Annotated in this window: 21 protein-coding genes, 1 riboswitch and 1 other annotated feature; of the genes, 10 read left to right on the top strand and 11 right to left on the bottom strand. The window is 39.5% G+C overall.

What is annotated here, in order from left to right; genetic code table 11:
- Positions 1 to 50 precede the first annotated feature (50 nt).
- A complete protein-coding gene (locus CD001_RS22320) occupies positions 51 to 1115 on the top strand; it encodes a tetraprenyl-beta-curcumene synthase family protein (RefSeq protein ID WP_096189816.1) in 1065 nt (354 codons plus the stop codon).
- An 87-nt stretch (positions 1116 to 1202) separates the two neighbouring features.
- Here CD001_RS22320 and CD001_RS22315 read toward each other — a convergent pair whose 3' ends face one another.
- From CD001_RS22315 to ltaE, 3 genes are read right to left on the bottom strand one after another with little or no spacing between them, the layout of a single operon-like run.
- Positions 1203 to 1775 (bottom strand): class I SAM-dependent methyltransferase, encoded by a 573-nt coding sequence (locus CD001_RS22315; RefSeq protein ID WP_096189815.1) that lies wholly within the window; start codon positions 1773 to 1775, stop codon positions 1203 to 1205.
- Positions 1772 to 2737 carry a TIGR01212 family radical SAM protein gene (locus CD001_RS22310; RefSeq protein ID WP_096189814.1) on the bottom strand — a complete coding sequence of 322 codons (966 nt, stop codon included), beginning with the start codon at positions 2735 to 2737 and terminating at the stop codon, positions 1772 to 1774. The genes CD001_RS22315 and CD001_RS22310 overlap by 4 nt, the downstream gene beginning before the upstream one ends.
- Positions 2738 to 2754: 17 nt before the next feature.
- Positions 2755 to 3777, bottom strand: a complete 1023-nt coding sequence (ltaE, locus tag CD001_RS22305; RefSeq protein WP_096189813.1) for a low-specificity L-threonine aldolase — start codon at positions 3775 to 3777, stop codon at positions 2755 to 2757.
- A 402-nt stretch (positions 3778 to 4179) separates the two neighbouring features.
- On the opposite strand from ltaE, the gene CD001_RS22300 reads away from it, so the two are divergent.
- Positions 4180 to 5382, top strand: a complete 1203-nt coding sequence (locus tag CD001_RS22300; protein ID WP_096189812.1) for an MDR family MFS transporter — start codon at positions 4180 to 4182, stop codon at positions 5380 to 5382.
- A gap of 157 nt (positions 5383 to 5539) precedes the next feature.
- Positions 5540 to 5780 (top strand) — a binding site (T-box leader).
- Between the two features lie 128 nt (positions 5781 to 5908).
- Positions 5909 to 8326: a leucine--tRNA ligase gene (leuS, locus tag CD001_RS22295; protein ID WP_096189811.1), complete on the top strand. Its 2418-nt coding sequence runs from the start codon at positions 5909 to 5911 to the stop codon at positions 8324 to 8326.
- Between the two features lie 85 nt (positions 8327 to 8411).
- Here the strand turns inward: leuS and CD001_RS22290 are convergent, their stop codons facing one another.
- Both CD001_RS22290 and CD001_RS22285 read right to left on the bottom strand, forming a co-directional pair.
- Positions 8412 to 9686, bottom strand: coding sequence for a BaiN/RdsA family NAD(P)/FAD-dependent oxidoreductase (locus tag CD001_RS22290; RefSeq protein ID WP_096189810.1), 1275 nt, complete (start codon positions 9684 to 9686; stop codon positions 8412 to 8414).
- A 110-nt stretch (positions 9687 to 9796) separates the two neighbouring features.
- Positions 9797 to 11194 carry a PulJ/GspJ family protein gene (locus CD001_RS22285; RefSeq protein ID WP_096189809.1) on the bottom strand — a complete coding sequence of 466 codons (1398 nt, stop codon included), beginning with the start codon at positions 11192 to 11194 and terminating at the stop codon, positions 9797 to 9799.
- Positions 11195 to 11338: 144 nt separating this feature from the next.
- On the opposite strand from CD001_RS22285, the gene CD001_RS22280 reads away from it, so the two are divergent.
- From CD001_RS22280 to CD001_RS22265, 4 genes are all read left to right on the top strand, one after another.
- On the top strand, positions 11339 to 11473 hold the full coding sequence (locus tag CD001_RS22280) for a prepilin-type N-terminal cleavage/methylation domain-containing protein (protein WP_096189808.1): 135 nt from the start codon (positions 11339 to 11341) through the stop codon (positions 11471 to 11473).
- Positions 11457 to 11849 carry a hypothetical protein gene (locus CD001_RS22275; protein ID WP_096189807.1) on the top strand — a complete coding sequence of 131 codons (393 nt, stop codon included), beginning with the start codon at positions 11457 to 11459 and terminating at the stop codon, positions 11847 to 11849. Before CD001_RS22280 ends, CD001_RS22275 begins: the two co-directional genes overlap by 17 nt.
- A 19-nt stretch (positions 11850 to 11868) precedes the next feature.
- Positions 11869 to 12171 carry a hypothetical protein gene (locus CD001_RS22270; protein WP_096189806.1) on the top strand — a complete coding sequence of 101 codons (303 nt, stop codon included), beginning with the start codon at positions 11869 to 11871 and terminating at the stop codon, positions 12169 to 12171.
- Positions 12172 to 12890: 719 nt separating this feature from the next.
- Positions 12891 to 13583, top strand: a complete 693-nt coding sequence (locus CD001_RS22265) for a hypothetical protein (RefSeq protein WP_096189805.1) — start codon at positions 12891 to 12893, stop codon at positions 13581 to 13583.
- A 100-nt stretch (positions 13584 to 13683) separates the two neighbouring features.
- On the opposite strand, the gene CD001_RS22260 is transcribed toward CD001_RS22265, so the two are convergent.
- The 3 genes from CD001_RS22260 to CD001_RS22250 form a co-directional block, all read right to left on the bottom strand.
- Positions 13684 to 15057: an IS1182 family transposase gene (locus CD001_RS22260; RefSeq protein WP_257009904.1), complete on the bottom strand. Its 1374-nt coding sequence runs from the start codon at positions 15055 to 15057 to the stop codon at positions 13684 to 13686.
- Between the two features lie 482 nt (positions 15058 to 15539).
- On the bottom strand, positions 15540 to 16649 hold the full coding sequence (gene thiO, locus CD001_RS22255; RefSeq protein WP_096189804.1) for a glycine oxidase ThiO: 1110 nt from the start codon (positions 16647 to 16649) through the stop codon (positions 15540 to 15542).
- A 31-nt stretch (positions 16650 to 16680) separates the two neighbouring features.
- Positions 16681 to 17463 carry a thiazole synthase gene (locus CD001_RS22250; protein ID WP_096189803.1) on the bottom strand — a complete coding sequence of 261 codons (783 nt, stop codon included), beginning with the start codon at positions 17461 to 17463 and terminating at the stop codon, positions 16681 to 16683.
- A 145-nt stretch (positions 17464 to 17608) separates the two neighbouring features.
- Here CD001_RS22250 and proC point away from each other — a divergent pair, with 145 nt between their 5' ends.
- Together proC and CD001_RS22240 are read left to right on the top strand one after the other, a co-directional pair.
- The gene (gene proC / locus CD001_RS22245; RefSeq protein WP_306454115.1) at positions 17609 to 18451 is read left to right on the top strand and encodes a pyrroline-5-carboxylate reductase; all 843 of its coding nucleotides are present in this window, start codon (positions 17609 to 17611) and stop codon (positions 18449 to 18451) included.
- Between the two features lie 23 nt (positions 18452 to 18474).
- On the top strand, positions 18475 to 18882 hold the full coding sequence (locus CD001_RS22240) for a secondary thiamine-phosphate synthase enzyme YjbQ (protein ID WP_096189801.1): 408 nt from the start codon (positions 18475 to 18477) through the stop codon (positions 18880 to 18882).
- Positions 18883 to 18981: 99 nt separating this feature from the next.
- Here the strand turns inward: CD001_RS22240 and tenA are convergent, their stop codons facing one another.
- On the bottom strand, positions 18982 to 19653 hold the full coding sequence (gene tenA, locus CD001_RS22235; protein WP_096189800.1) for a thiaminase II: 672 nt from the start codon (positions 19651 to 19653) through the stop codon (positions 18982 to 18984).
- Between the two features lie 194 nt (positions 19654 to 19847).
- Positions 19848 to 19951, bottom strand: a riboswitch (TPP riboswitch).
- A 576-nt stretch (positions 19952 to 20527) separates the two neighbouring features.
- Between tenA and CD001_RS22230 the strand changes: the two genes are divergently transcribed.
- Positions 20528 to 22144 carry a putative polysaccharide biosynthesis protein gene (locus tag CD001_RS22230; RefSeq protein ID WP_096189799.1) on the top strand — a complete coding sequence of 539 codons (1617 nt, stop codon included), beginning with the start codon at positions 20528 to 20530 and terminating at the stop codon, positions 22142 to 22144.
- Between the two features lie 28 nt (positions 22145 to 22172).
- On the opposite strand, the gene CD001_RS22225 is transcribed toward CD001_RS22230, so the two are convergent.
- The gene (locus CD001_RS22225) at positions 22173 to 23819 is read right to left on the bottom strand and encodes an IS1182 family transposase (protein ID WP_257009824.1); all 1647 of its coding nucleotides are present in this window, start codon (positions 23817 to 23819) and stop codon (positions 22173 to 22175) included.
- Between the two features lie 87 nt (positions 23820 to 23906).
- A partial coding sequence (locus CD001_RS26715; protein WP_218839264.1) for a hypothetical protein occupies positions 23907 to 24140 on the bottom strand: 234 nt, incomplete at its 5' end.

The raw sequence follows: 24140 nt of genomic DNA, 5'->3' as shown, positions 1-24140 counted from the left end.
TGAGCAACTTATTTTATATTTTACACCGAAGCTTGTAACGGAGGTTTATTGTGAGTATTCCGACGAAGTCTTGGACAATCATGTATCGAATTTATAAAGAAGTCATTCCTGTTGTGCATGACTATTTGGATGACTGGAAAGAAAAAGCATTGCAAATTCCAAATGAAGAGCTGCGTACACAAGCGCTGGCGAGTATTGAGGCAAAAACGTTTCATTGTGAAGGTGGTGCGGTGTATGCACTTCTTTCAGGTGAACGGAAAAATGATGTCATTCGGTTTATTGTTGCATATCAAACGATCAGTGATTATTTAGATAACTTATGTGATCGAAGTACGTCATTAGATCCGAATGATTTTCATGCTCTTCATGAATCAATGCCAGACGCCTTAACTCCAGGGGAATCGGTGAAAGACTATTATCGTTTTCGAGAGCATAAGGATGATGGCGGGTATTTGAATTCATTAGTGAAAACTTGTCAAGACAGTCTTGCTAGCTTTCCGTCTTATTCATCCGTATTTGAAGAAAACATTTTTTTAGCATCGATTTATCGTGACTTACAAGTTCATAAACATGTCATTGAACATGAACGAGTCCCGCGACTAAAAAAGTGGTATGAAGTTTATCAAGATCAGTTTCCTCCGATGAGCTGGTATGAATTTTCTGCATCTGCAGGTTCAACGTTAGGGATTTTCTGTTTAACTGCCTATTCCGCTGCAAGAGAAAGCTTGACGACTCAGGAAGCTGAACAGATAAAGCGAGGATATTTTCCGTTTGTACAAGGGCTACATATTTTAATGGATTATTTTATTGACCAAGAAGAGGATCTCCAAGGCGGGGACTTAAACTTTTGTTTTTATTATCAAAATGATGAACAGATGATCGAACGTATGGAGTATTTCTTCAAAAAAGCTGATGAATCGCTCAGCGAGTTACCGGATCATAAGTTTCATAAACTCATAAATAACGGATTGCTAGCGATCTATTTAGCCGATGAAAAAGTGAAAAACGATCCAGACCTGAAAAGAAAAGGCAAACGCCTCATTAGAAAAGGCGGAGCTCAAACACTGTTTTTCTATGTGAACGGATGGATGTACCGTAAAAAGAGCGGCACATAAATACCATTGGCGAAAGTTTGAAAATCCAGAAATACCCAGGTGCCTGGCACCTGGGTATTTTTGGTTTTAGGTTTAAGTTTTTTGGTTTTATCTTTTTTCGATTGCGATGATAAATGGTGGGGAATTTTTCTGGTTTGTAAATCGATACTCTAATACGTGATATTCATCTTGTGGCAAACTTCGGACATAGGGGAGAAGCTTGTCTTTTTCAATTTTCCCTTCTTCGTGTCCGTGATAGACGACTAGGACGAGAATCCCTTCTGGAAGCAAATGGCTCAGGATTTTATGCACAGCTGTAATTGTCGTATCAGGAGTTGTTGTGACGGTCTTATCGCTTCCAGGCAAGTATCCTAAGTTAAAAATCGCCCCGTTTATTTTACCGAAATCATCTTCCTTTAAATAGCTTTCCACCGTTTCATGTCCATCATGAATGAGGTGAACTTGCTGATCAGCTTTATGAGTGAGTAGACGTTGTTTCGTTTTATCGATTGCTTGTGCTTGAATATCAAAACTATAAACGGTTCCTTCAGCTTGAACAAGGTTTGCTAAAAATAACGTATCGTGCCCGTTCCCGGCTGTCGCATCAATAGCAACACCGCCGTTAGAGACTGCTTTCTTTAATAATAATCGTGCAAAAGGGAGAATTCCATCCAGCTTCATTGTGAAGGAACCTCCTTTTTCATATTGTAATATTTACCTTGCCAGCTGTTGCGGCGCTGTAGTTCGCGATCTATCGAGTTTAAAACATCCCATTTGTTCATGCTCCACATCGGACCAATCATTAGATCAGCAGGCCCATCACCAGTAAGGCGGTGAACGATCATTGATGGCGGGAGTACTTCTAGTTGGTCACAAACAAGATTGACGTATTCCTCTAAGTTAAGAAAATCAACGAGACCTTTTTCATATTGTTTGACCATCGGTGTCTTTTTTAATAAATGAAGTAAATGGACTTTAATGCCTTGCACGTCTAGTTTCGCGACTTCACGCGCTGTTTCCATCATCATCTCATGATTTTCTAACGGTAATCCGTTAATGATATGTGAGCATACGCGGATGTTATGTTTACGCAGCTTTTTAACACCGTCTACGTAGCATTGATAATCATGTGCACGGTTTATTAAGTTTGCTGTTCGTTCGTGGACCGTTTGTAAACCGAGCTCGACCCAAAGGTACGTCCGATCATTCAGCTCGGCCAAATATTCCACAACTTCATCCGGAAGACAGTCGGGACGAGTAGCGATTGCAAGACCGACAACATCATCTTGCTGTAAAATAACCTCGTACATGTCACGCAGCTCTTCTACGGGAGCATACGTATTCGTATAAGCTTGGAAGTATCCAATATATTTTCCTTTTTTCCATTTTCGGTGAAGCTTGTCTTTAATCGTCGTAAATTGTGTGATGAGATCATCTTTTCGATCGCCGGCAAAATCACCAGACCCTCGTACACTGCAAAAAGTACAACCTCCACTTGCTACTTTGCCATCACGGTTAGGACAATCAAAGCCCCCGTCTAAGGGGACTTTAAAAACTTTTTCTCCGAACGTATGTTTTAAATGAGAGCTCCATGTGTGGTATCGTTTCTCCCCGAAATAATAAGGAGGTTGTTGTTCGTTCATAAGGAGGGAACATCCTTTCAAAGTTCTAATTGCTTTAATGTAGAAATGACCGTTTGAATATCGTCTTTTGTTACGTCACGATGTGTCGTGAATCGCACTGTCGTCGGTGAAAAAGCAACTGCTAAAATATGATGGTCTTTTAATACATTTAGCCATTGATCGGCACTTTTATTCGTTGATGTCGTATCAACTAAGATAATATTTGTCTCAACTTCATGAAGGACTTGAAGGTTCGTATGTTCCTCAAGACCTTTTGCAAGAATTTTTGCATTTTCATGATCTTCTGCTAACCGGTGAACACTCGTTTTTAATGCATGGAGTCCTGGAGCAGCAAGCACGCCTGCCTGTCTCAGCCCTCCTCCAAGCATTTTACGTTTTTTTCTTGCTACGTCAATAAATGGCTGGTCTCCGACAAGAATCGATCCGACTGGAGCGCCTAGTCCTTTTGATAAGCAAAACTGAACTGAATCTGCACATGCGGCTAGCTCTTTAACAGATACATTGTTTGCAACTGCCGCATTAAATAATCTTGCACCATCCACATGAACAGGAATGTTATACTTCTCGGCAACTTCTTGCACTTGCATCATATAGGAAAGTGGCAGCACTGAACCGCCGCTGCGGTTATGTGAGTTTTCCAGCCAAATGAGTCCTGTTTCAGGGAAGTGGACATCATCCGAGCGGACAGCCATTTCGATTTGTTCTACATCCATTTGACCGCGATCATGGGGGAGTGGTCGTGATTGAACACCAGCAAAAGCAGACGTCGCTGCTCCTTCATATAAAAACACATGAGCTTCAGTGTCCATAATAATTTCTTGCCCTGACTTCGTATGAGTAAGAATCGCTGCTTGGTTTCCTTGTGTGCCGCTCGTTACAAAAAGAGCAGCTTCTTTTCCAAGCATTTCAGCTGAATAAGCTTCTAATTCATTTACTGTTGGGTCTTCCCCGTACACGTCGTCACCAACAGCCGCTTCAGCCATTAATGTCCTCATTTCTTCTGTCGGTTTTGTCACTGTATCGCTTCTTAGATCGATCATTAAATCATCACTCTTTCATCATAATAATCCTTATATTTAAGTGTAGCACCTGACAAGGAAGGTGAAAAGCGATATCTTTTTCGGTGCCTGGCACCTGGGAGATAATGGTTTTTTATTATGGTATGAAGGGGGCGAGCTTAAAATGAATGAAAAGAATCAGCTTTATATTTTATGAATAATAAGAGAAATAGAATGATCATTGCCATTTCCGGTGCGGTAAAAATGAATGAAAAGAATCAGCTTTATACTTTATGAATAGCAAGAGAAATAGAATGATCATTGTCATTTCCGGTGTGGTAAAAATGAATGGAAAATTCCAGTAAATATATATTGCGAAAAAGACGTCGTTCCTCTAAAATTACTTAGAGAGACGAAATAAGATTTATACAGGAGGATCTGCTCATGCCTAGAGCTATATGGATTCTCGTCATTGGCATGGCCATTAATGTCACAGGGGCCTCTTTTTTATGGCCGCTAAATACGATATATATGAGTCAAGAGCTCGGTCAATCGTTAACTGTGGCAGGCACAGTCCTTATGTTTAATGCGGGAGCCGGAATAATCGGAAATTTGATTGGTGGTAAACTGTTTGATCGGATTGGCGGATATAAAACGATTATCATTGGTTTGACGATCACGATGAGCAGTGCTTTCGTTTTAGCTTTGCTTCATAGTTCGATGATCGCTTATGTCACGCTGCTCATCTGTCTTGGTTTTGGAGCTGGAATGATGATTCCGTGTATGTATGCGATGGCTGGAGCCGTTTGGCCGGAAGGAGGAAGACGGCCATTTAATGCCATGTATGTTGCACAAAATGTCGGTGTAGCTGCAGGAGCGGCTTTAGGTGGTTTATTAGCAAGCTACCGTTTTGACTTTGTCTTTTTTGGGAACGGAATCATGTACTTATCTTTCTTTATTCTTGCAATCTTGTTTTTTCGAAATTTACAATCAGCAGAAGATATTTCTGGATCGACGACAAATGTCTTTGAACAAACACAGCAAGTTGAAAATAAAAAGAGGTTTCATGCTTTATTAGTTTTATGTATTGGCTTTTTAATTTGCTGGATAGCCTATGTTCAATGGCAGTCGACGATTAGTGTCCATACACAAAACTTAGGAATTCCATTAACACATTATAGTATATTGTGGACGATAAACGGAGCGATGATCGTGTTCTGTCAGCCGTTTATTAAGTTTTTTATTGTCCGCTGGGTTCATTCATTAAAAGCACAAATTTATGTTGGCGTCGCTATTTTTATGGTTACTTACCTCGTTTTATCCCAAGCTGAAATCTTTACAGCATTTGTTACAGCAATGATTATTTTAACGATTGGGGAAATGTTCGTATGGCCAGCTATTCCGACGATCGCCCACCAGCTTGCTCCAGAAGGGAAGGCAGGTTTTTATCAAGGAATCGTTAATAGTGTCGGTACTGGCGGAAGGCTGCTCGGACCATTTATCGGTGGTGTACTAGCAGATTTATTCGGGATGACGATTCTGTTTTATGTACTTGTCGTATTGTTCATCATTCCATTTATTACAACATCTTTATTTGACCGCAATATAAAAGAGACGTTTAAACGCCCTGACGCTGCAGCATCGTAGCGATCATTTGTGATGAGAAATAAACGGGTATTCATATGCATGAAGCAGATTCTTAGGCAGTAGGGGTTAACCACTTGAAATATGGTTATAATGAGAAAAAGCCTTGACATGCGCATATTTCGTGCATACAATACAAAGTAATTAATAAATTTTGTATGTAAAGATGATGACAAGGAATAGTAGTGACCTATCGAGCCTCAGAGAGTTAACGGCTGGTGAAAGTTAACCTTGATACTCATGAACTCGCCTTCGAATCGCAAAAGGGAACAATGATTGCCTGAGCGCAACAAAGAGTACCTTTTGACGTCTCACCTACGTTACAGGTTTTAGAGTGAACACAGTTATTGTGTTAATTCGGGTGGTACCGCGGGAAGGATATTCAACCTCTCGTCCCTTGTAAATACTTGGGATGGGAGGTTTTTTTCATCTTTTCGTTTTAACAAATGGAGGATGAGTGAATAACAGAAAAAAATTATAAAAAATTTATCATTTAGTTAATCAAAATCAAATAAAGGAGGTTTTATTAATGGCCTTTGAACATAAAGCCATTGAACAAAAGTGGCAACACTATTGGGAAGAAAATAAAACATTTAAAACGGAAGAAGATACGACGAAAGAGAAATTTTATGCACTCGATATGTTTCCATATCCATCTGGAGCAGGGCTTCATGTCGGGCACCCGGAAGGGTATACAGCGACAGATATTTTGTCTCGTATGAAACGTATGCAAGGATATAATGTCCTGCATCCGATGGGATGGGATGCATTTGGATTACCTGCAGAACAATATGCTCTCGATACAGGTAATCATCCTAGAGAATTCACATTACAAAATGTCAACACATTCCGCAGACAAATAAAAGAACTCGGTTTTTCATATGATTGGGACCGTGAAGTGAATACGACAGATGAATCTTACTACAAGTGGACACAGTGGATTTTCCTAAAGCTATATGAAAAAGGGCTTGCTTATGTGGACGAAGTAGCTGTGAACTGGTGTCCTGCACTCGGTACAGTGCTTGCGAATGAAGAAGTCATTGACGGAAAAAGTGAGCGTGGTGGTCACCCTGTCGAACGACGTCCGATGAAACAGTGGATGCTTAAAATTACCGCTTATGCGGATCGTCTCCTAGAAGATCTTGAAGATCTTGATTGGCCAGAAAGTTTAAAAGACATGCAGCGTAACTGGATTGGTCGTTCTGAAGGATCTGATGTCCATTTCAAGATCGATGGCTTCGATGAAACGATTACAGTATTTACTACAAGACCTGATACGCTGTATGGTTCAACATACCTTGTGCTTGCACCAGAACATGCACTTGTTGATACGATTACGACGGCTGATCAAAAGCAAGCTATTTCTGATTATAAACAGAAGGTAGCAACAAAAAGTGACCTAGAGCGTACTGAATTAGCAAAAGAAAAAACAGGTGTTGCAACTGGAGCATATGCTCTTCACCCGGTCACTGGAGAAAAGCTACCAATTTGGATTGCTGACTACGTGCTTGTAAACTATGGTACTGGTGCGATTATGGCTGTTCCTGGTCACGATGAGCGAGACTATGAATTTGCGCAAACGTTCCATTTGCCAATTAAAGAAGTTGTATCGGGTGGCGACTTGACGAAAGAAGCTTATACTGGTGATGGACCTCATGTAAATTCTGATTTTCTTGATGGCTTAGAAAATGAAGAAGCGATTCGCAAAATGATCGATTGGCTTGAGGAAAATCGTAAAGGTGAACAGAAGGTCACATATCGCCTACGGGACTGGCTGTTCAGTCGTCAAAGGTATTGGGGAGAGCCAATACCAATCATCCACTTTGAAGATGGTTCGATGAAACCTGTCCCTGAAGAAGAGCTGCCAGTAACTCTTCCTGAGATGGATGAATTCTCACCTGCAGGTACTGGTGAGTCACCGCTTGCTAATAATGAAGATTGGCTTTATGTCAAAGACAAAGAGACAGGTAAGATCGGTCGTCGTGAAACGAATACGATGCCGCAATGGGCAGGGAGCTGCTGGTATTATTTGCGTTACATTGATCCAAACAATGATGAACAGCTTGCAGATCCAGAAAAATTGAAAAAATGGTTGCCAATTGATATTTATATTGGTGGCGCAGAGCACGCGGTGCTTCATCTTCTATATGCAAGGTTTTGGCACAAAGTCCTATATGACCTTGGTGTTGTTCCGACGAAGGAGCCTTTCCAAAAGCTTTTTAACCAAGGAATGATTCTTGGTGAAAATAATGAAAAAATGAGTAAGTCTAAAGGAAATGTCGTGAATCCAGACGATATTATTAAGACACATGGTGCTGATACGTTAAGGCTATATGAAATGTTTATGGGGCCTCTTGATGCATCGATTGCATGGAGTACGACAGGACTTGATGGTGCTCGTCGCTTCTTAGACCGGGTTTGGCGGTTGATTGTCACTGACGAAAATCAATTAAATCCTGCAATTATTGATGATGAAGTGAGTGAGTCGATGACTCGAACATATCATCAAACGGTGAAGAAAGTTACAGAGGATTTTGAAGCGCTTCGATTCAACACAGGGATTTCGCAAATGATGGTATATATTAATGAAGCGTATAAACAAGAAAAGCTGTCAAAATCACAATTAGAAGGATTCGTTAAACTTCTTTCTCCTGTTGCGCCTCATATCGCTGAAGAGCTTTGGAGCAAACTCGGTCATACAGAAACGATCACTTATCAATCATGGCCAGTGTATGATGAAACACTACTCGTCGAAAACGAAGTAGAAATCGTCGTTCAAGTGAATGGAAAAGTTCGTACGAAGCTCGTTATTGCAAAGGATGCAAATCGTGAGGAAATGGAACAAAAAGCCGTTTCTCTTGAAAAAATTCAAGAAGAAATCGAAGGGAAAACCGTTCGAAAAGTGATTGCTGTACCTGGAAAGCTAGTCAATATCGTTGCAAACTAATTACTACTGTAAAAAACGTATAAAGCACATGGTGTTCATAAAGAATACCATGTGCTTTTAGGTGCCAGGCACTTGTCGAATTTTCTTATGACTCCCACTGGTTCATTGCAGCTGCTCGTCCTGCTGTATAACCTGTAGAAAAGGCGACTGTAATATTATAGCCTCCTGTATATCCGTGTAAGTCTAAGACTTCGCCACAAAAGAACAAACCTTTTATTAATTTTGACTCCATTCTTTTCGGCTTCACCTCTTTAACCGAAACTCCTCCACCTGTTACGAAAGCTTTTTCAATCGATAATGTCCCTGTTGCAGAAACCGGAAAGTGTTTTAAAAGGTGAGTAAACGTTCGTTGTTTCTCTTTTGACAGTTCTGCTTTTACAGTTTGTGAGTCAATTGCAGCGAGTTCTAAAGTGATCGGAATGAGCCGTTCTGGTATAAATCCATTAAGTGCATTTTTTATCGCTTTTTTCGTTTGCCCATTTAACGTTTTTTCTAATTCTTTAAACAGATCTTCTTCATGCATGTTTGGAAAAAGGTCAATTTCTAATGGAATCTTTTTTAAGTTAAACTTTTTTTGTGCCTTTAAAACGAATTGACTGCAACGTAGGGCGATTGGTCCAGAGATACCGAAATGAGTGAAGAGCATATCTCCTTCATGTGTGATGATCGGTTTGTATTTTTTCGGGTCCATGACCGATAGTGTGACATCACGTAATGATAGGCCCTGTAATGCTTTGTTTTTGATGTAAGGATCATTTGCGGTTATTGGAACTTCTGTCGGGTACAATTCGGTAATCGTATGTCCAGCTTTTTTTGCCCAAGGATAGCCGTCACCGGTTGAACCGGTATGTGGGACTGATTTTCCTCCAACGGCAACGATGACATTTGAAGTTTCTAGAAGTTCACCGGATTTTAGTTGTACAGCCTGGACTTTATCGATCTCTTTGTCAAAACGAACATCTTCAACTTCTGTATTTGTGCGGATCTCGACATTCAGTGCTTTGACACGGTCGACCAATGTCCGGACGACCGTAATCGCCTTATCATTGACCGGAAACATGCGTCCTCGGTCTTCCTGTTTTAATTGAATCCCTAATTGTTCAAAGAAGGAAATAATATCCTCGTTGTTAAAAACGGAAAAAGGACTATACATAAATCGGCCGTTACCAGGTATGTTCTCAATAATTTCTTCCACAGCTGCACGGTTCGTGACATTGCATCGTCCGCCTCCAGAGATCGCAAGTTTTCTTCCTAATTTATTGCCTTTATCAAGAAGGAGAACCTTTGCACCGTGCTCACCTGCTGCAACAGATGCCATCAGTCCAGAAGGCCCTCCGCCAATTACAATAACGTCATACATATATAGGTCACCTTTCTCTAAAAAATACGCTAAATACTTTATTATTTTAGCACAAACAAAAGAAGATAAACCAAGCCATTTGCGAAGGTTCATCTTCGAATAGCATTTATTTAATTCGGATCAAAAGGAAAATGATCTTCGTTATGAATGTAATGCTGAATATTGTTATATTGAACTGACGTTCCTCCATTGGTTACATAAAAACCGTCACGGGCGATGACAACACCTTCAAAGGAACCGGAATCAAAAGATACTTTTCCATTAGGAGCAATTAGAACACCGCTAAGATTTATATGATTTGAAAGTGTAATATCGCCGTTTTCAGCAACGATGATGACATCTTCATATTTATTTTGTGAACCCGTATTTGAGAAGGCATACCCGTTCTTTGAAAAGACTTTTTGACCATCAGCTAATCCACCACCACGCTCATAACCGTTAGCATCAAACCAATTTCCTTGTCTTAAAGGAGGGGAAAGGAATTGGGATTGTTCGGTGTTATCAGTGATCATTCCACTTTCTAAAGGGAGGACATCCCCAATAATATTTTCTGGTTGGACTTCTCTTATATGTCCACTTACATAAATTGTCTCGGCTGTCAGTTTTCCAGACCAATTATCGAACGTGATGTCACCTTTTACATAAACGTTTCTGCCGTTTATTTCAGCACTATTATTAAAATATACGTCTCCTTCAATAAAAATGTCGTTCCCATTCATAACAGCAGCTCCATTATTTAAAATAACATTGCCTTTTAAATGAACAGTTTCTGTCGATTCATATAATCCTAATGTCGTACTATTGTTAAATATAATGTCGTTTCCTTGTTTATTTATAAAAATGTTCTTGAGATGTATAGAATTATTTCCATTAAATATTAAGTCTTGCTCATTCATGTTACGTAAAAGAATGATCCCATGAGCTGTCTCTGATGGAAGTATTGAAGTTGAACCAAATAGATCCAAATGGTCTCCGAAAAGGAAGACTTCTTCTGTTTTTAAGTAATCATAAAACCTATCACTTTTTTCAGCTCGGTTGTCTTGAGAAATATTGTGTCTTCCGATAACCGTATCTATTTCTAGCTGCTCCTCATTAGGACCGATTAAAGTGGCATGAAAAAATAATGGACGACTCGTATCTACGTTTTTACAATTTCCAGGATCTAAAGATGTCCTTTCAGATGAGAGGTTAACAGAATGAATGTCATGTAAAGCAAATGTAAATGCACCATCAGCTAATAAAAGATTAGAAGACGAGTCTAAGTAAAGGTTTTGATCATCACGATAGCAAAGTTGATAGTCATCTCCATCGTGCAAGTTATGTAATGTGGAGAGAACATAATGCGCTTCTTGGCGAATATCGATATGTGATTTCGTTTTTTCACTGTGGGCGATGGCATTAAAAAGAAATTGATAAGCGAGAGTTCCAATGATCGACACTATGACTAATGAGACAAGTAATTCTATCAATGTGATACCTTTTTCGCTTTTTAATCGTTCAATTGACATTTTACCCACCTGTATATTGAGACTTTTTAACTAAAATGTTGTAAAAAAATATCAAATATAAGATAATTTTATCATGAATAAGAACATAGGTGAGATGAAATCTAGTATTATATGTTTGCCCAATGATAGCGGGAGGGAGTATTGTTGCGACAATCACTTACATATATGAAAAACGGTAAAGGGTTTAGTATGCTTGAGGTGCTTGCTGCGATGACGATTCTAAGTATGATAGTGTTTGTTTTCTTAGGTTTTTTTCCAGTTTATGTTATTTTCAGTTAAATCAGAAAACAAGTTCACAGCCTCGAATCTCTCAGAAAAAGTGCTCTTTTTTCTTACGGAAGAGGTGAAGGAAGATATCGCTTATAGCGGTATCGATTTTGATCATGATATGAGCTCGTATTCGTGTAAGAACAATGCATTGCAAGGCATTGATTATTTTGCAATTCCAGATGATCATTTTTCAATCGAGCATGTTGGGAATTATGAAGGATACTACAACTTGAATAATGAACATTATTATGTTGATTACAGTGTTTGTAAACGCGAAGACTTCCTCTATGAAGCAGTAGTAAATATTGCGATTAAACAGGGAGACGGTGCGTTCAATACTGTCCATCATGAAAAACAGCAAATAGAGTTAGTAATAGAAAAATAATTTGGAAGTGGGGATTGGAATGAGAGGAAACAGTCAAAAAGGCTATGCTTTACTAGTCGTTTTGTTGACGATTACAGTGATTGGATTACTTTCATTACCACTTTTAAGCAGTGTCGTAAACAGTTCAGTACAAGTACATAAGGTCATTGAAAATAAAGAGAGAGAATTAATACAAGTGCACATTGAACATGAAGGGGGACATGATCTGATCCAACTGATCCGGAAGATCCTGGTGAAGAAAATGAAATTGGAAAAGGGTGTCCAGATTTTAATCAGAAAAATAACCAAATTAGAATTTCAGGCCAGAATACTTGTATATTAAATGGAAGTTTTGCAATAGAGCAGAATATAAAGGTTAGTGGTCAAGGTCAACTGATTATTTACGGTTCAGTCGTTTTCAATGAAAATGTAGAGGTTACCGGCCAAGGCAAACTAATCATACAAGGTTCTACAGTATTCCACAACAATGTTCGTGTTAGCGGAAACGGAATAATAGACATTCAAGGTAGTGGACTCTTTATAAATGAACCAATTACGAGCGGTAATGTTTCAATTAAAATTGACGATGAAGAATACACTCATTAATTTATCTAAAGCCTGTATGATTCGCGACTGACCATTTAAATGGTCAGTTTTTTACGTCCTGAATCCGTGAAACAGGTGTAGATATGCCATCCACCCATCTACTCGCTTTCACCTCTAGGGACAAATGCGACATCCGTTGTGCTTTGGAGTGAAAGCGTCCGCCAGTTACGGATTCGAGTATTTACTCCACCAAGTTAAATCGAAAGATTTTTAGGATTCATACAAAGTATAAATTATTCCTCACGGATTCAGGCACATTTTATAATCCTTTATAAATTTTCGTGATTTATGATAAATCCCTATTTAGAGTGATTATTTGCTATATATAACGATGAGATCGACTCAGTTTTAAAATTGTCTGTATTTTGTACGAAAACTCTATTTTATTTCTCTTTTTAATGTGATACACTTCTTGTGGGAAAATAATATAAAGGTTTTTGAAGGGAGGAGAAGCACATGTTTCAAACATTTAAAAGGAAGTTTGAAGCAAAACGTGCTGTGTGGGCAGAAGAAACACAGCAACGCATAGCTGCCTATGCAAAGCAAGAACAATTAGCGACATTGAAACGAATGAATGAGTTAGAAAAAGAACAGAATTTCTTAAATGTGGAGGTAGACAAATATTTAAAAACCGTTCATCCGACATTTTTATTGAAACCAGAAGTTTCTAACGCCATTTTGAACATGCTGCACGCTCGCTCTGAAGGTACAGTCAGCATCAATATAAATATGACAAAGGAAATGCGTAAAGCTTATTCTTTTTACCATAATGAATTAAAAGTTTTTTTACGCCTGCTTGAGCGAAAAGGATACAGAATCGAAGGGAAAGAAGAAGAATTCTTAACGACACTGTTAGCGAAACTTCGTGAAAAGAACTATCGTCAATGTTATGAACAATACGGAGATTTCATTTCAGATGATGCAACAATCTTTGAAGCATTCGAGCGATATTTCGAAGTTGTTGAACCTAAGTTCAAATATGACAGTGGTAATCTCGATTTTTTTGCCTCGTATTTAAATCAAAAAGGGATTGCTCACATTTCTTGGACAAAGTCGAAAATTAAACGAAGATTAAAGCAATTTGAACGAGCCAATAAAGACGAATTTAAAATAAAGCAGCTTGAAAGAAAGCTAGAAGATATTAGTTAATAAAAGAAAAACGCCCATTTTGGGCGTTCAGATTGTCGAGAAACCCACACTTTTTGAGAAGTGCGGGTTTCTCTTTATTATTTTCGTCAGAAGAATTTGCTCACCCTACGGTGAAGAATGGCCGAAACCACCTCTTAGCTCGCTGAGAGGTGGTTTGCGATCTTTGTGCTGCCGCTGTCATCAACGCTTGTTCTGATGCGCCCTTTAAGCTGCGTAACCGGCAGTAGCGAAGCCCGTGGAGCTGTTTGGCATCCGCGAAGCTTCGCTCAATGGTTTCTTTTCTTTTTTTATAGAGGAATTTCCCTGTTGCGGAAAGTCTATGCTCTCTCACTTTTTCCTTACTGTCTTCCCATACATGCCTTGTGAGAACTTTTTTATGATTTTTGGCTTTCGTACATTGGTTAAGCAGGGGACAGTTTACACATTCTGCAGGGTTTGAATGGTATTGACGATAGCCTTCGCGGTTCGTTGTAGCGTAAGATAAGGTGCTACCATTAGGGCATGTATAAGTATCCGTCTCTTTGTTATAGGTAAATTTCCACTTTGGCAAATACCCCTTTTTAGGTTTGAAGCGGCGATGTGCGATAACCCCCATAATATGGCGATCTTCTACCCCTTTACATAAGGGAATGGTTAAGTAGCCCGCGTCTAATCCGACAGCTTCCACATTGAAACCAAATGTCTTTATCTGACGGTCCAGTCGATTTAAATACGGCAGGGAATCATGGATATTTCCTGGTGTTAAATGAACATCAGTAATAATATTAAATTTCATGTCTGTTGTCCGATGGTCTAAATAAAAGAACCCTTCGGGCTTTCCATCCCTGAACATATAGCCGCTTTCTTTATCTGTCGTACTGACTTTAATCTCTTTTTCTTTTACCATCTCTTCTCTTTCCGGTAAGGGCTTTTTTCCATGTGCTTTTCGATCCTCCTCAACCGCTTTATTTAGATCTTCTATGTACTCGCGTGTTTCAACTTGAACCGTCTTCTTAGTGAATTTCCGCTTATTTGCATTGGCTTTAAGGTGGGTAGAATCAGTAAATAAAGCTCTCCCGCCAACCATACGATGCTTCATAGCCAGAAGAACGGTCTCATCAAATATCTCTTGAAAAATGTCTGTTTCTTTAAACCGTTTATGCCGATTGAAGCTTATGGTGGAATGGTGAGGAACCGAATCAGTTAGACTTAATCCTAAAAACCATCGATAAGCAATATTTGTCTCAATTTCTTTTTCTAACTGTCTTTCAGATCGGATACCGTAAAGGTATCCAATAAACATCATTTTAAAAAGCATAACCGGATCAATTGGTGGGCGACCGTTATCTTCACTGTAGTAAGGTTTTACTTTGTCATATATGAAGGAAAAATCAATTGTGGCATCAATTTTTCTTAGTAAGTGGTCGTCTGGGACTAACTGATCGATAGAGACCATTTCGAGTTCAACTTGTTTTGCACGAATGGGGCGTAACACACGATCACCTCACGAGTGGTTTTATCTATATGATACTATATTTACCTGAATAATCAGATAAAACTGTTGAAAAAATAACCATCATTTCTAAATAGGAAACGATGGATGTTCTAGGTTGATTGAAGAACGAAAGGCGGCGACTCCAATGGGATCAGTGCAGTCTGAAAATCCATTCTGACGATGCTTCGCTGAGTCAGAATTAGTTGAAGACAAGCCCCATGGAAAGCGTCCGCCGGGAGGGATGAGATCGTGAAATATCATACTTTTCTTTTAAAAAAAGGCTGTTGAGAAAACTTTCTCAACAGCCTGAACGCCCATTTTGGGCGTTTTTTGGCTTTACTTGTTGTTGATTTGAAAATTAGACACGGTTTCCTCGGACGAACTAATTCTCGCGAGCTCGAAGAGAACCCTCCAAACATTGAAAAAGGAGATTCTCGAACCTTACGCCCGTTTTGCGGACGTTTTGGATGAAGGAGGCTTCATCATATAAAACGTTCTGGTGAGAAAGAACCAATCGGAACAATTTCTTTTTTATTATCAAGCAGATCAGCAATAAGGTGTCCGGTAACCGGACTAAGTAAAATGCCATTCCGGTAATGGCCGGTTGCAAAGGTAATATGAGGAGCTTCTGATAACTTGCCAATGAGCGGAAAACCGTCTAACGTTGCTGGTCGTAAACCAGCCCAAGTGTGAAAGGGGCTTTCTTCTGCTAAAAAAGGCAGCAAATTTTTATTCCATTTCGTAAGGCGTTGAATCCCTTTTTCTGTAACAGTCGTATCAAATCCAGCTATATCTTCTGAAGCTCCATTTACGAGTGTGCCATTTCCTTTCGGTACGACATATCCTTGGCTTGAGAAAAGAATATGTTTTACCTTATTTTTCGGAGTATCGTAAGCACAAATTTGACCGCGGATTGGATGAACTGGTATCGAAATACCGAATATTTCTTCTAATTCAGCAGCCCAAGCACCAGAACAAATAATGAGTCTGTCTCCCGGAAATGTTTTTCCACTTTTCGAGGTTAATAAAATGTCTTCTTGCCAGTTCTTAATATCAACTTGTTCGAGATGGTCATAAATTGTCACACCAATATTGCGACAAGCTTGTTCTAATGCCAAAACATAATCAGGAGCATAGACGTGGCTTTCTTCAGGATAGTACATCGCTGCTATCACATCTTTAGAAAGCTCGGGCTCATGTCTAAATAGTTCATCACCTTGTAAAATGTACGATTCTGCTCCAAAATTTTGTTGCCATTGCTGCCTCGTTTGTAATGAGAGTAAATCAGCTTCATGGTAAACACAGTGTAAGCTCCCTGAATTCGTATATTCAAAATCAAGGTTTGCTTCCTTTTTAACGTCTTGCTGCCATGAAGGATACATTTTTAAACTTTGTAAACAAAGTGTGAAAAAGTCATCGGGATCTTCTCCGATTTCAGAGTAAGGGGCAAGCATTCCTGCAGCTGCACCTGATGCTTGCCCACCACAAGAAACCTTCTCTAATACGGTGACGTCATAACCACGTTTTTGACATTCAAAAGCAGTGGATAATCCAATAACTCCTCCACCTAATACAATTACACGCTCTCCCATCATGATCACTTCTTTCTATACAATCGATCATTTATTTAATCATTTGGTCTTCATAGCGGCTACTTGCTGTTGCGTAACGTTTCTTCGGTATTCGTCCCGCTAAATAAGATAATCGTCCTGACTCAATAGCAAGTTTCATTGCTCTTGCCATGTTAACCGGGTCTTTCGCTTTCGCAACGGGGGTGTTCATTAAGATTCCGTCAACACCTAACTCCATCGCTTGAACAACATCCTGTGCCGAGCCAATTCCAGCGTCTACAATAATCGGGACGTTTGCTTCTTCAACGATGAGGGACAAATGGTACGGGTTTAAAATTCCTAGTCCGGTTCCGATTGGAGCTGCTCCTGGCATAACTGCTGCTGCACCTGCTTCCTCTAAACGCTTGCATAAAACCGGATCATCAGAAGTATACGGGAGAACGACAAACCCTTCTTTCGCTAATACTTCTGTTGCTTTCAACGTCTCTATCGGATCAGGTAATAACGTCTTTTCATTGACACTAATTTCAATCTTAATCCAGTTACTAAGTCCAGAAGCTTTCGCAAGCCTTGCAATACGTATTGCCTCTTCAGCATTGCTTGCACCAGATGTATTTGGTAGATACGTATAATTTTTTCCATCAAGGTGTTGTAAAATCGCATCTTCATCTGGATCATCAAGATTAACTCTACGGATAGCAAACGTAAGAACATCTGAGCCAGAAGCTTTAATTGCTTCATTTTGTACAAAAGGATTTGGATAACGTCCAGTTCCGATAAAAAAACGTGAATTTAATTCTTTACCCTCAATCACTAATTTATCGTTATTTTTCATTTTATTGATCTACCTCCAGCTTATATAAAAAATAAAACGCTATTTGTTCGTTTAAGATTACATGTAATGGTATTCTAACATATCTTGATTTTCATCATAATGAAGAAAAGCTACCGTTCAGTTCAATGAATTCGAAGAACGTGTTATTGTAAATAGTAACGAAAAGGAGCTGAATGAAATGAAGAATACAAATCTACTTATTGTCGGGGCAGGGCGGATGGCTGAAGCGATTCTTTCAGGTTTAATAAACTCTCGGCACCCTGCTTTAGAAAAAATAACAATCACAAACAATACTGACGAAACGAGGTTAGCACAATTAAAACAATCCTATAACGTTCAAACGTCAAAAAATTGGCAGTCAGAAGTTCAGCATCATGATGTAATCTTATTCGCAGCACCTCCGAACACACATCATAACCTTTTCCAAAAGCTTAGTGAGCTGATCACGAATCAGCTTGTTATAACTGTTGCAGCAGGAATTGATCCTACATATATGGAAAAACGACTCCCAGAAGGGGTACCCGTTTGCTGGATTATGCCGAATACTGCCGCACAAGTTGGTCAGTCAATGTCTACATACGTTTGTGGGAAATATGTGAACGAAACTCATCGAAATATAATTTCATTAATACTATTATCCATTGGTGAAGCTGAAGAACTATCAGAACAGCAAGTGCATGATTTAACTGCGATAACTGGCAGTGCTCCAGCTTTTGTTTATGCTTTCGTTGAAGCTTTAGAAGAAGCTGCCATAGAAAATGGGGTAACACCGATTCAAGCGAGAAAACTAGTAAAAACGATGTTATCAGGTTCTGCAGCAATGATTGAATCTGGATATGAGCCAAGTGAGCTCCGGAACCAAGTCGCTTCTCCAGGCGGATCGACAGCTGAAGGCTTGAATAAACTTGAAGAAGGAGGCTTCAATACACTTGTGAAAGATGCAGTTCGTGCAACAAACGAACATGCGAGAAGCCAAGGAAATCACTAATTTGAGAATAAGGAGTGATCAGAATGTCTCTATTAAAAAAAGTATCATTAAAAACGAACGAACGTGATGAAATGATCGATGTCACACGTACCGTTAAAGACTTTGTTCGATCTGCTCATGTACAACATGGTGTCGTCTATATTTACTGTGCTCACACGACTGCAGGAATTACGATAAACGAAAATGCAGATCCAGATGTCCAGCATGATATGCTTATGCGACTTGATGAAGTGTATCCGTGGACACATGACAAATACAAGCATGGAGAAGGAAATTCAGCGTCTCATTTAAAAGCAAGTACTGTCGGAGCTTCGCAAATGGTCATAGTAGAAAACGGTGAGCTTATTTTAGGTACGTGGCAAGGAATCTACTTTTGTGAATTTGATGGTCCAAGAATGAGAAACTTCTATATGAAACTTATAGAAGGATAAAAGACTGACTCATATGTGCCAGGCCACTTCCAACGACAAGCGATTACAATCATAATTTAGATTTGGCGGGCCTGGCATGTGTTTAATTGAATTTATTCATTATTTTTGGACTGGCCATTCTTCAATGTTATAAGCCATATCAAAGAACATATATTCAAGCTGACAGCTCGTCATGAAATGATCTTTCATAAGTTGTCTTTCTTCATCTGATGCATGTTCAGCCACTTGGTCAAGCTTCTCTAAATATTTTTGCATTCTTGGCTCGGTTTGTACGCCATAAAATGAAATCCACTCGTAAAAAGGGTGATTTTCATCAGGCTTGTATTCTTCCATCATTCTCTCACCGATGTATAAGTAAATCCATGGGCAAGGCAACGTGACAGAAATGAGTTCCCCAATCGTTCCTTCATGAGCAACTTTTAACATATAATTTGAGTAATGTTGCGCAGTCGGTGCTAACTTATAACCTTGTAAATCTTCATACTCCACTTCAGCAACACGGCAGAAATTGTTGTGCGGGTGTATTTCGCTGTTTAAAATAAAGCCGATACTAGAATTAAACATTTCCATGTCTTCTCGATTTGAACTTTTGGCAATCCCTAATGCGCGTGCTTGAATCATCGCATTTAAATACTCGAAATCTTGTTTCACATAATGAATCAATTGTTCCTTCTTTAAGTGGCCTTCTGCAATGCCCTTTACAAACGGATGGTTGTAAGTAGCCTCAAAAATATAATCTGCTTCTTGACGTAACTGCTGTGAAAATGACATTTCTCCATTCCCCCTAAAAAAATTTTTATGAAGTCCGGAAAGGGTCAATAATGAAGTCGTTGACGTTTTGTAGAATATATTTAACAACGATCATTAAAAAAAGCCCCTCCGAAATGGAGCGACTCACAGCACAAAATCATTTGATTCATTGCTGTCATGTAACAATGATCAAATAAGGGTCACATGAACGTGACGATGCGTCGGCTCCACTTCCCTACGTTGGTACTAACCAAATCAGGTTCAAAGGGACAAAGGAAAACTCCTTATCTCAGCTATAAAAGCACCCCTAGTGGACTTCACTATGAAATTGATTTCAATATCAACCTTAATAAAATATAAAACGATTGTCAATTTTCAATTCAAGAGGATTTTCAAAAAGTCCAGTAAAAATAACTTTCGTATCCCTTTAATGACTCGTTTTTCCGTTCCATGGAAAAGAAAACTACTTTTCCTGGGAGAGATACGGAGTTTAGGGAGCATTCCTTATGCTCACGTATTATCACCTGATGCTCCGTGATTCAAAACTTTGTCGCCCTTGAAAACTCTGTCTCTTCCTCTACAAGTTAAGCTTTGTAGAATACCAGTCTATCGGACAAAACACCACGTCCTGTGGTATGTCCCGCATTAGGACATCTTGTCCGTCGGACAGCTCGTAAGATCAGATCTTCGGCTATTTCCCTACCTCAGCGTCCTGCGGGAACGCCGAAGTCATCACATCGTATGGAAGCTCGTGGCTCTTTTTGTCCTCCTTATTGAACACGCACTTCTATGAATTCTTTCGACAAATTCAATCGATAAACAACCTTATCCGTGCCATTTACAAAAAAACTATGATAAAATGCAAGCAGTGTGATTGAAAGGGAAGGGACTAAACATGTCTGATCAACAATTAATTAGAGGAACAATGGTATTAACAGCGAGTATTTTCATCACGAAAATGCTTGGGTTAATTTATGTTTTTCCATTTAAAGCAATTGTAGGTGCACAAGGCCTGGCGCTTTATCAATACGGGTATGCGCCATATACATTAATTTTAAGCTTGGCAACATTAGGAATTCCGTTAGCTGTGTCCAAGTTTGTCTCAAAATACAATGCACTTGGTGACTACCGGACAGGACAGCGTCTCTTCCGGTCAGGTTTAATTGTCATGTCTGTAACAGGACTCATTGCTTTTTTCATTTTATTTTTGCTCGCAAACCCAATTGCTCATCGGGTCATTGATCCAGATCAATTGGATGGGAATACGATCGAGGATGTTGTCTTCACAATTCGAATGGTCAGTGTTGCTTTGCTCGTTGTACCGATTATGTCCCTCATACGTGGTTATTTCCAAGGATTCGGTTCGATGGGGCCGACTGCAGTCTCACAAGTGATTGAGCAAATTATCCGAATTATTTTTATCCTCATTCTCACTTTTTTAATTATTGATGTGTGGGGCGGCGGTCTCGGAACGGCTGTTGGATTTGCTACTTTTGGTGCCTTTGTAGGCGGGGTAGGTGGACTAGCTGTTTTACTCGTTTATTGGAAAAAAAGGCAAGCCGGTCTTCATAAACAAGTAGTAGAAAGTACAATCGATCATCAAATTCCGTTACCTAAAATGTACAAAGAGTTACTGAGGTATGCCTTGCCGATTTCGTTTGTCGGTCTTGCGATTCCTTTATATCAAAACATCGATTTATTAACGTTTAACGGTGCACTGATGCAATCTGGAATGCAGCAGGAAATTGCGGAAACATACTTTGGAGTATTTTCTCAAGCATCACATAAATTAATTTTAATTCCAGTGTCGATTGCAACAGCGATGTCATTAACGATTTTACCGACAGTGACGAAATCATTTACGAATAATGATACAAGTTTGCTACAAAGACAAATTACTCAAACGTATCAAATTATTTTATTTTTGACTGTACCGGCAGCTGCAGGGTTATTGCTACTTAGTGACTCTGCTTATGGTGCGTTATTCGGTGTCGGTGATGACTTTTACATCGGCTCAGAGATGTTGTCGTACTATGCTCCGGTAGCGGTTTTATTTTCAATTTTTGCTGTTACTGCATCATTACTCCAAGGAATTAACAGGCAAAAATATGCCGTTATCGCTTTAATAGCCGGAATTGTTTTCAAACTAGCGACAAATTATTGGTTTATCGTTTGGTTTGGTCCCGGCGGAGCCGTTTTAAGTACAGCAATCGGTTATATTTTATCTGTTTCAATTAATGTCTGGGCTATTGGAAAGTTTGCACAATACGATTACACGTATTTGTTGAAGCGAATCTTACTGGTTTTCTTGTTTACAGTTACGATGGGTATCGCAGTCGTTATTATGAATGCAGGCTTACAGTTATGGTTTCCGTTAACGACCAGACTGAATGCGTTCATCGTCCTGATTCCTACTGTTTTAAGCGGAGTGATCGTTTATATGTATATGAGTATTCGTTCGGGGTTAGCAGGACAAATTTTAGGACATCGATTTAAAGTTTTAAACAAATAATGAGGAAAGAGGCTGGGACAAAACAGTCTCAAATTAAGTAAAAAACGGTGTCAATTATCGCTTTTCGATAGTTGGCACCGTTTTGTTGACCTAAAATAGGTTGATGAGACTGTCGGGCGGTGTACTTTCTCAAGTTCACCGCCATAAGTGCAAATCCTAATTCATTTTTTACCTTCTTTTTGCCTCTCACCGACGTTCGGGTGAAATGCAAATTAGCCTTCAGAAACCCGAAGACTGGCTCGACATCGATTTTACGTTTCCCGTAAATCTCGCCTGTTTTCTGTTCCGAAAGCACTTCACGAATATAAGCTTTTTGGTTCTCCCATTTTTCATTGTAATAAACCTTTCGGTTATTTCCCTCTTTGGCCTTTGTACATTGTGCCCGCAAGGGACACTCGGAACAGTCTTCACATTCATAAACCTTAAACGTGCGTTGAAACCCTGCTTTATCTGTCTTATTCGAAGTATACCGGAAATTTACTCTCTTACCATTTGGACAGATAAATGTTTCACCCTCCTGATCAAAATGCCAATTGGCTACGTTAAAAGCATTGTTTCTATACGCTTTTTTCTTCTCTTTTCGATACATGCTGTAGGTGATGAGTGGCATCCGTTGGCGGTTGTTTAACACATCATCATAATTCTGTTCGCTGCCATAACCGGCATCCGCAACGATAAATGATGGCAACGAAAAGAAACCTTTTTCAATTGTATTCAAAAAAGGGATCAACGTCAGAGTATCAGTTGGATTTGGAAATATGTCATAAGCGAGCGTATATTGTCCTTCGGTTGCAATTTGAAGATTATATCCGGCTTTCAGTTGACCATTCTTCATGTAGTCATCTTTCATCCGCATAAACGTGGCATCATGGTCTGTCTTGGAATAGCTGTTTCGATCTCCCAGGGTCGCAAGATCCTGCTTGTATTTTTGTTTACGCGCGGCAAAATCCTTGAACTTTTTACGGTACTGTTTAGGTGCTTTCCGTTCTGAGCGAAGTTGTTTTCGTTTCTGTGTGTCTTGAGTCGTTTCAATCCGGTTATCGTAACCTTCAATGGTTTCATCCAACTTCTGAACGACCTCTTCGAGCTCCTTGTTAGACAGTTCTTTTTGGCTATCCCGTTCTATTGCAGGAATGATCTCATGTTCTAGAAGTTCCTCATAGAGTTGATTGGATTTCTCAACTAAACGGGTGCTGTACCTTTCAACGGATTTACGCCAGACAAACGTAAACTTATTTGCATTTGCCTCAATCTTTGTGCCATCGATGAAGATCGATTCATCTTCAATCACCTTTTCTTTAACCAGCTGACAACGGAATTGAACGAAACACTGACGTAGTAATTCTTGGACTTCATGGTGTACCCTAAAACGGTTGATCGTACGGTAGCTTGGTTCATACCCTTGCGCCAGCCACATCATCCGAACACTGTCTTTCAAAAGCTCCTCAATTTTTCTCCCAGAGAAGACAGATTGTGTATAGGCGCAAAGGATGATCTTCATCATCATTCTGGGATGATAGGCCGGACAGCCCGTTGTACGTAAAAATCCACTGAATGCCTCATCGGGGATGGCTTCTACCATATCATTCACGGCAAAAGCGATATCATTTTCCTGAAGTTTATAGGCTAAATCCATCGGCAAAATGATTTGATTCATGTTATAATCTTTATACATAAGGATACCTCCGATTCTGTTTTTGTGTGGATACTTTAACTTTATCAGAAGGTATCCTTTTTGTGTATACGTATAAACTAGACGGACTTATCCAAGTTGATTGTCAAAATCACGAGACGCCTGCGGGAAAAGCAAGAGCTGAAGATCCATCGGGGCGATTTTACCCCGATTAGCTGAAGCCTTGCCCGCGGCAAAGAAGACACTACGAATGCAAACGAAGTGCAGCACGAGTAGATGTCGCACTTGTGCTCTGGAGTGCAAGCGAGTGTTTTTTGAAACAATCAACCCAAAATATAATATGAATAACTGAAAAAGAAGAAA

The sequence above is a fragment of the Evansella halocellulosilytica genome (assembly GCF_002335745.1).
GTDB classification, from domain to species: Bacteria; Bacillota; Bacilli; order Bacillales; family Salisediminibacteriaceae; genus Bacillus_CA; species Bacillus_CA halocellulosilytica.
Note: the sequence above shows the minus strand (reverse complement) of the source record. Positions and strands in the feature narration are given on the sequence as shown.

Coding starts and splice junctions, on each gene's coding strand:
- CD001_RS22265 (WP_096189805.1), top strand. CDS start 12,891: ATGTTTCAAACATTTAAAAGGAAGTTTGAAGCAAAACGTGCTGTGTGG.
- CD001_RS22310 (WP_096189814.1), bottom strand. CDS start 2,737: ATGAACGAACAACAACCTCCTTATTATTTCGGGGAGAAACGATACCAC.
- CD001_RS22275 (WP_096189807.1), top strand. CDS start 11,457: ATGTTATTTTCAGTTAAATCAGAAAACAAGTTCACAGCCTCGAATCTC.
- CD001_RS22230 (WP_096189799.1), top strand. CDS start 20,528: ATGTCTGATCAACAATTAATTAGAGGAACAATGGTATTAACAGCGAGT.
- CD001_RS22270 (WP_096189806.1), top strand. CDS start 11,869: ATGAGAGGAAACAGTCAAAAAGGCTATGCTTTACTAGTCGTTTTGTTG.
- CD001_RS22240 (WP_096189801.1), top strand. CDS start 18,475: ATGTCTCTATTAAAAAAAGTATCATTAAAAACGAACGAACGTGATGAA.
- CD001_RS22250 (WP_096189803.1), bottom strand. CDS start 17,463: ATGAAAAATAACGATAAATTAGTGATTGAGGGTAAAGAATTAAATTCA.
- CD001_RS22285 (WP_096189809.1), bottom strand. CDS start 11,194: ATGTCAATTGAACGATTAAAAAGCGAAAAAGGTATCACATTGATAGAA.
- CD001_RS22315 (WP_096189815.1), bottom strand. CDS start 1,775: ATGAAGCTGGATGGAATTCTCCCTTTTGCACGATTATTATTAAAGAAA.
- thiO (WP_096189804.1), bottom strand. CDS start 16,649: ATGGGAGAGCGTGTAATTGTATTAGGTGGAGGAGTTATTGGATTATCC.
- leuS (WP_096189811.1), top strand. CDS start 5,909: ATGGCCTTTGAACATAAAGCCATTGAACAAAAGTGGCAACACTATTGG.
- CD001_RS22300 (WP_096189812.1), top strand. CDS start 4,180: ATGCCTAGAGCTATATGGATTCTCGTCATTGGCATGGCCATTAATGTC.
- tenA (WP_096189800.1), bottom strand. CDS start 19,653: ATGTCATTTTCACAGCAGTTACGTCAAGAAGCAGATTATATTTTTGAG.
- CD001_RS22290 (WP_096189810.1), bottom strand. CDS start 9,686: ATGTATGACGTTATTGTAATTGGCGGAGGGCCTTCTGGACTGATGGCA.
- CD001_RS22225 (WP_257009824.1), bottom strand. CDS start 23,819: ATGTATAAAGATTATAACATGAATCAAATCATTTTGCCGATGGATTTA.
- ltaE (WP_096189813.1), bottom strand. CDS start 3,777: ATGATCGATCTAAGAAGCGATACAGTGACAAAACCGACAGAAGAAATG.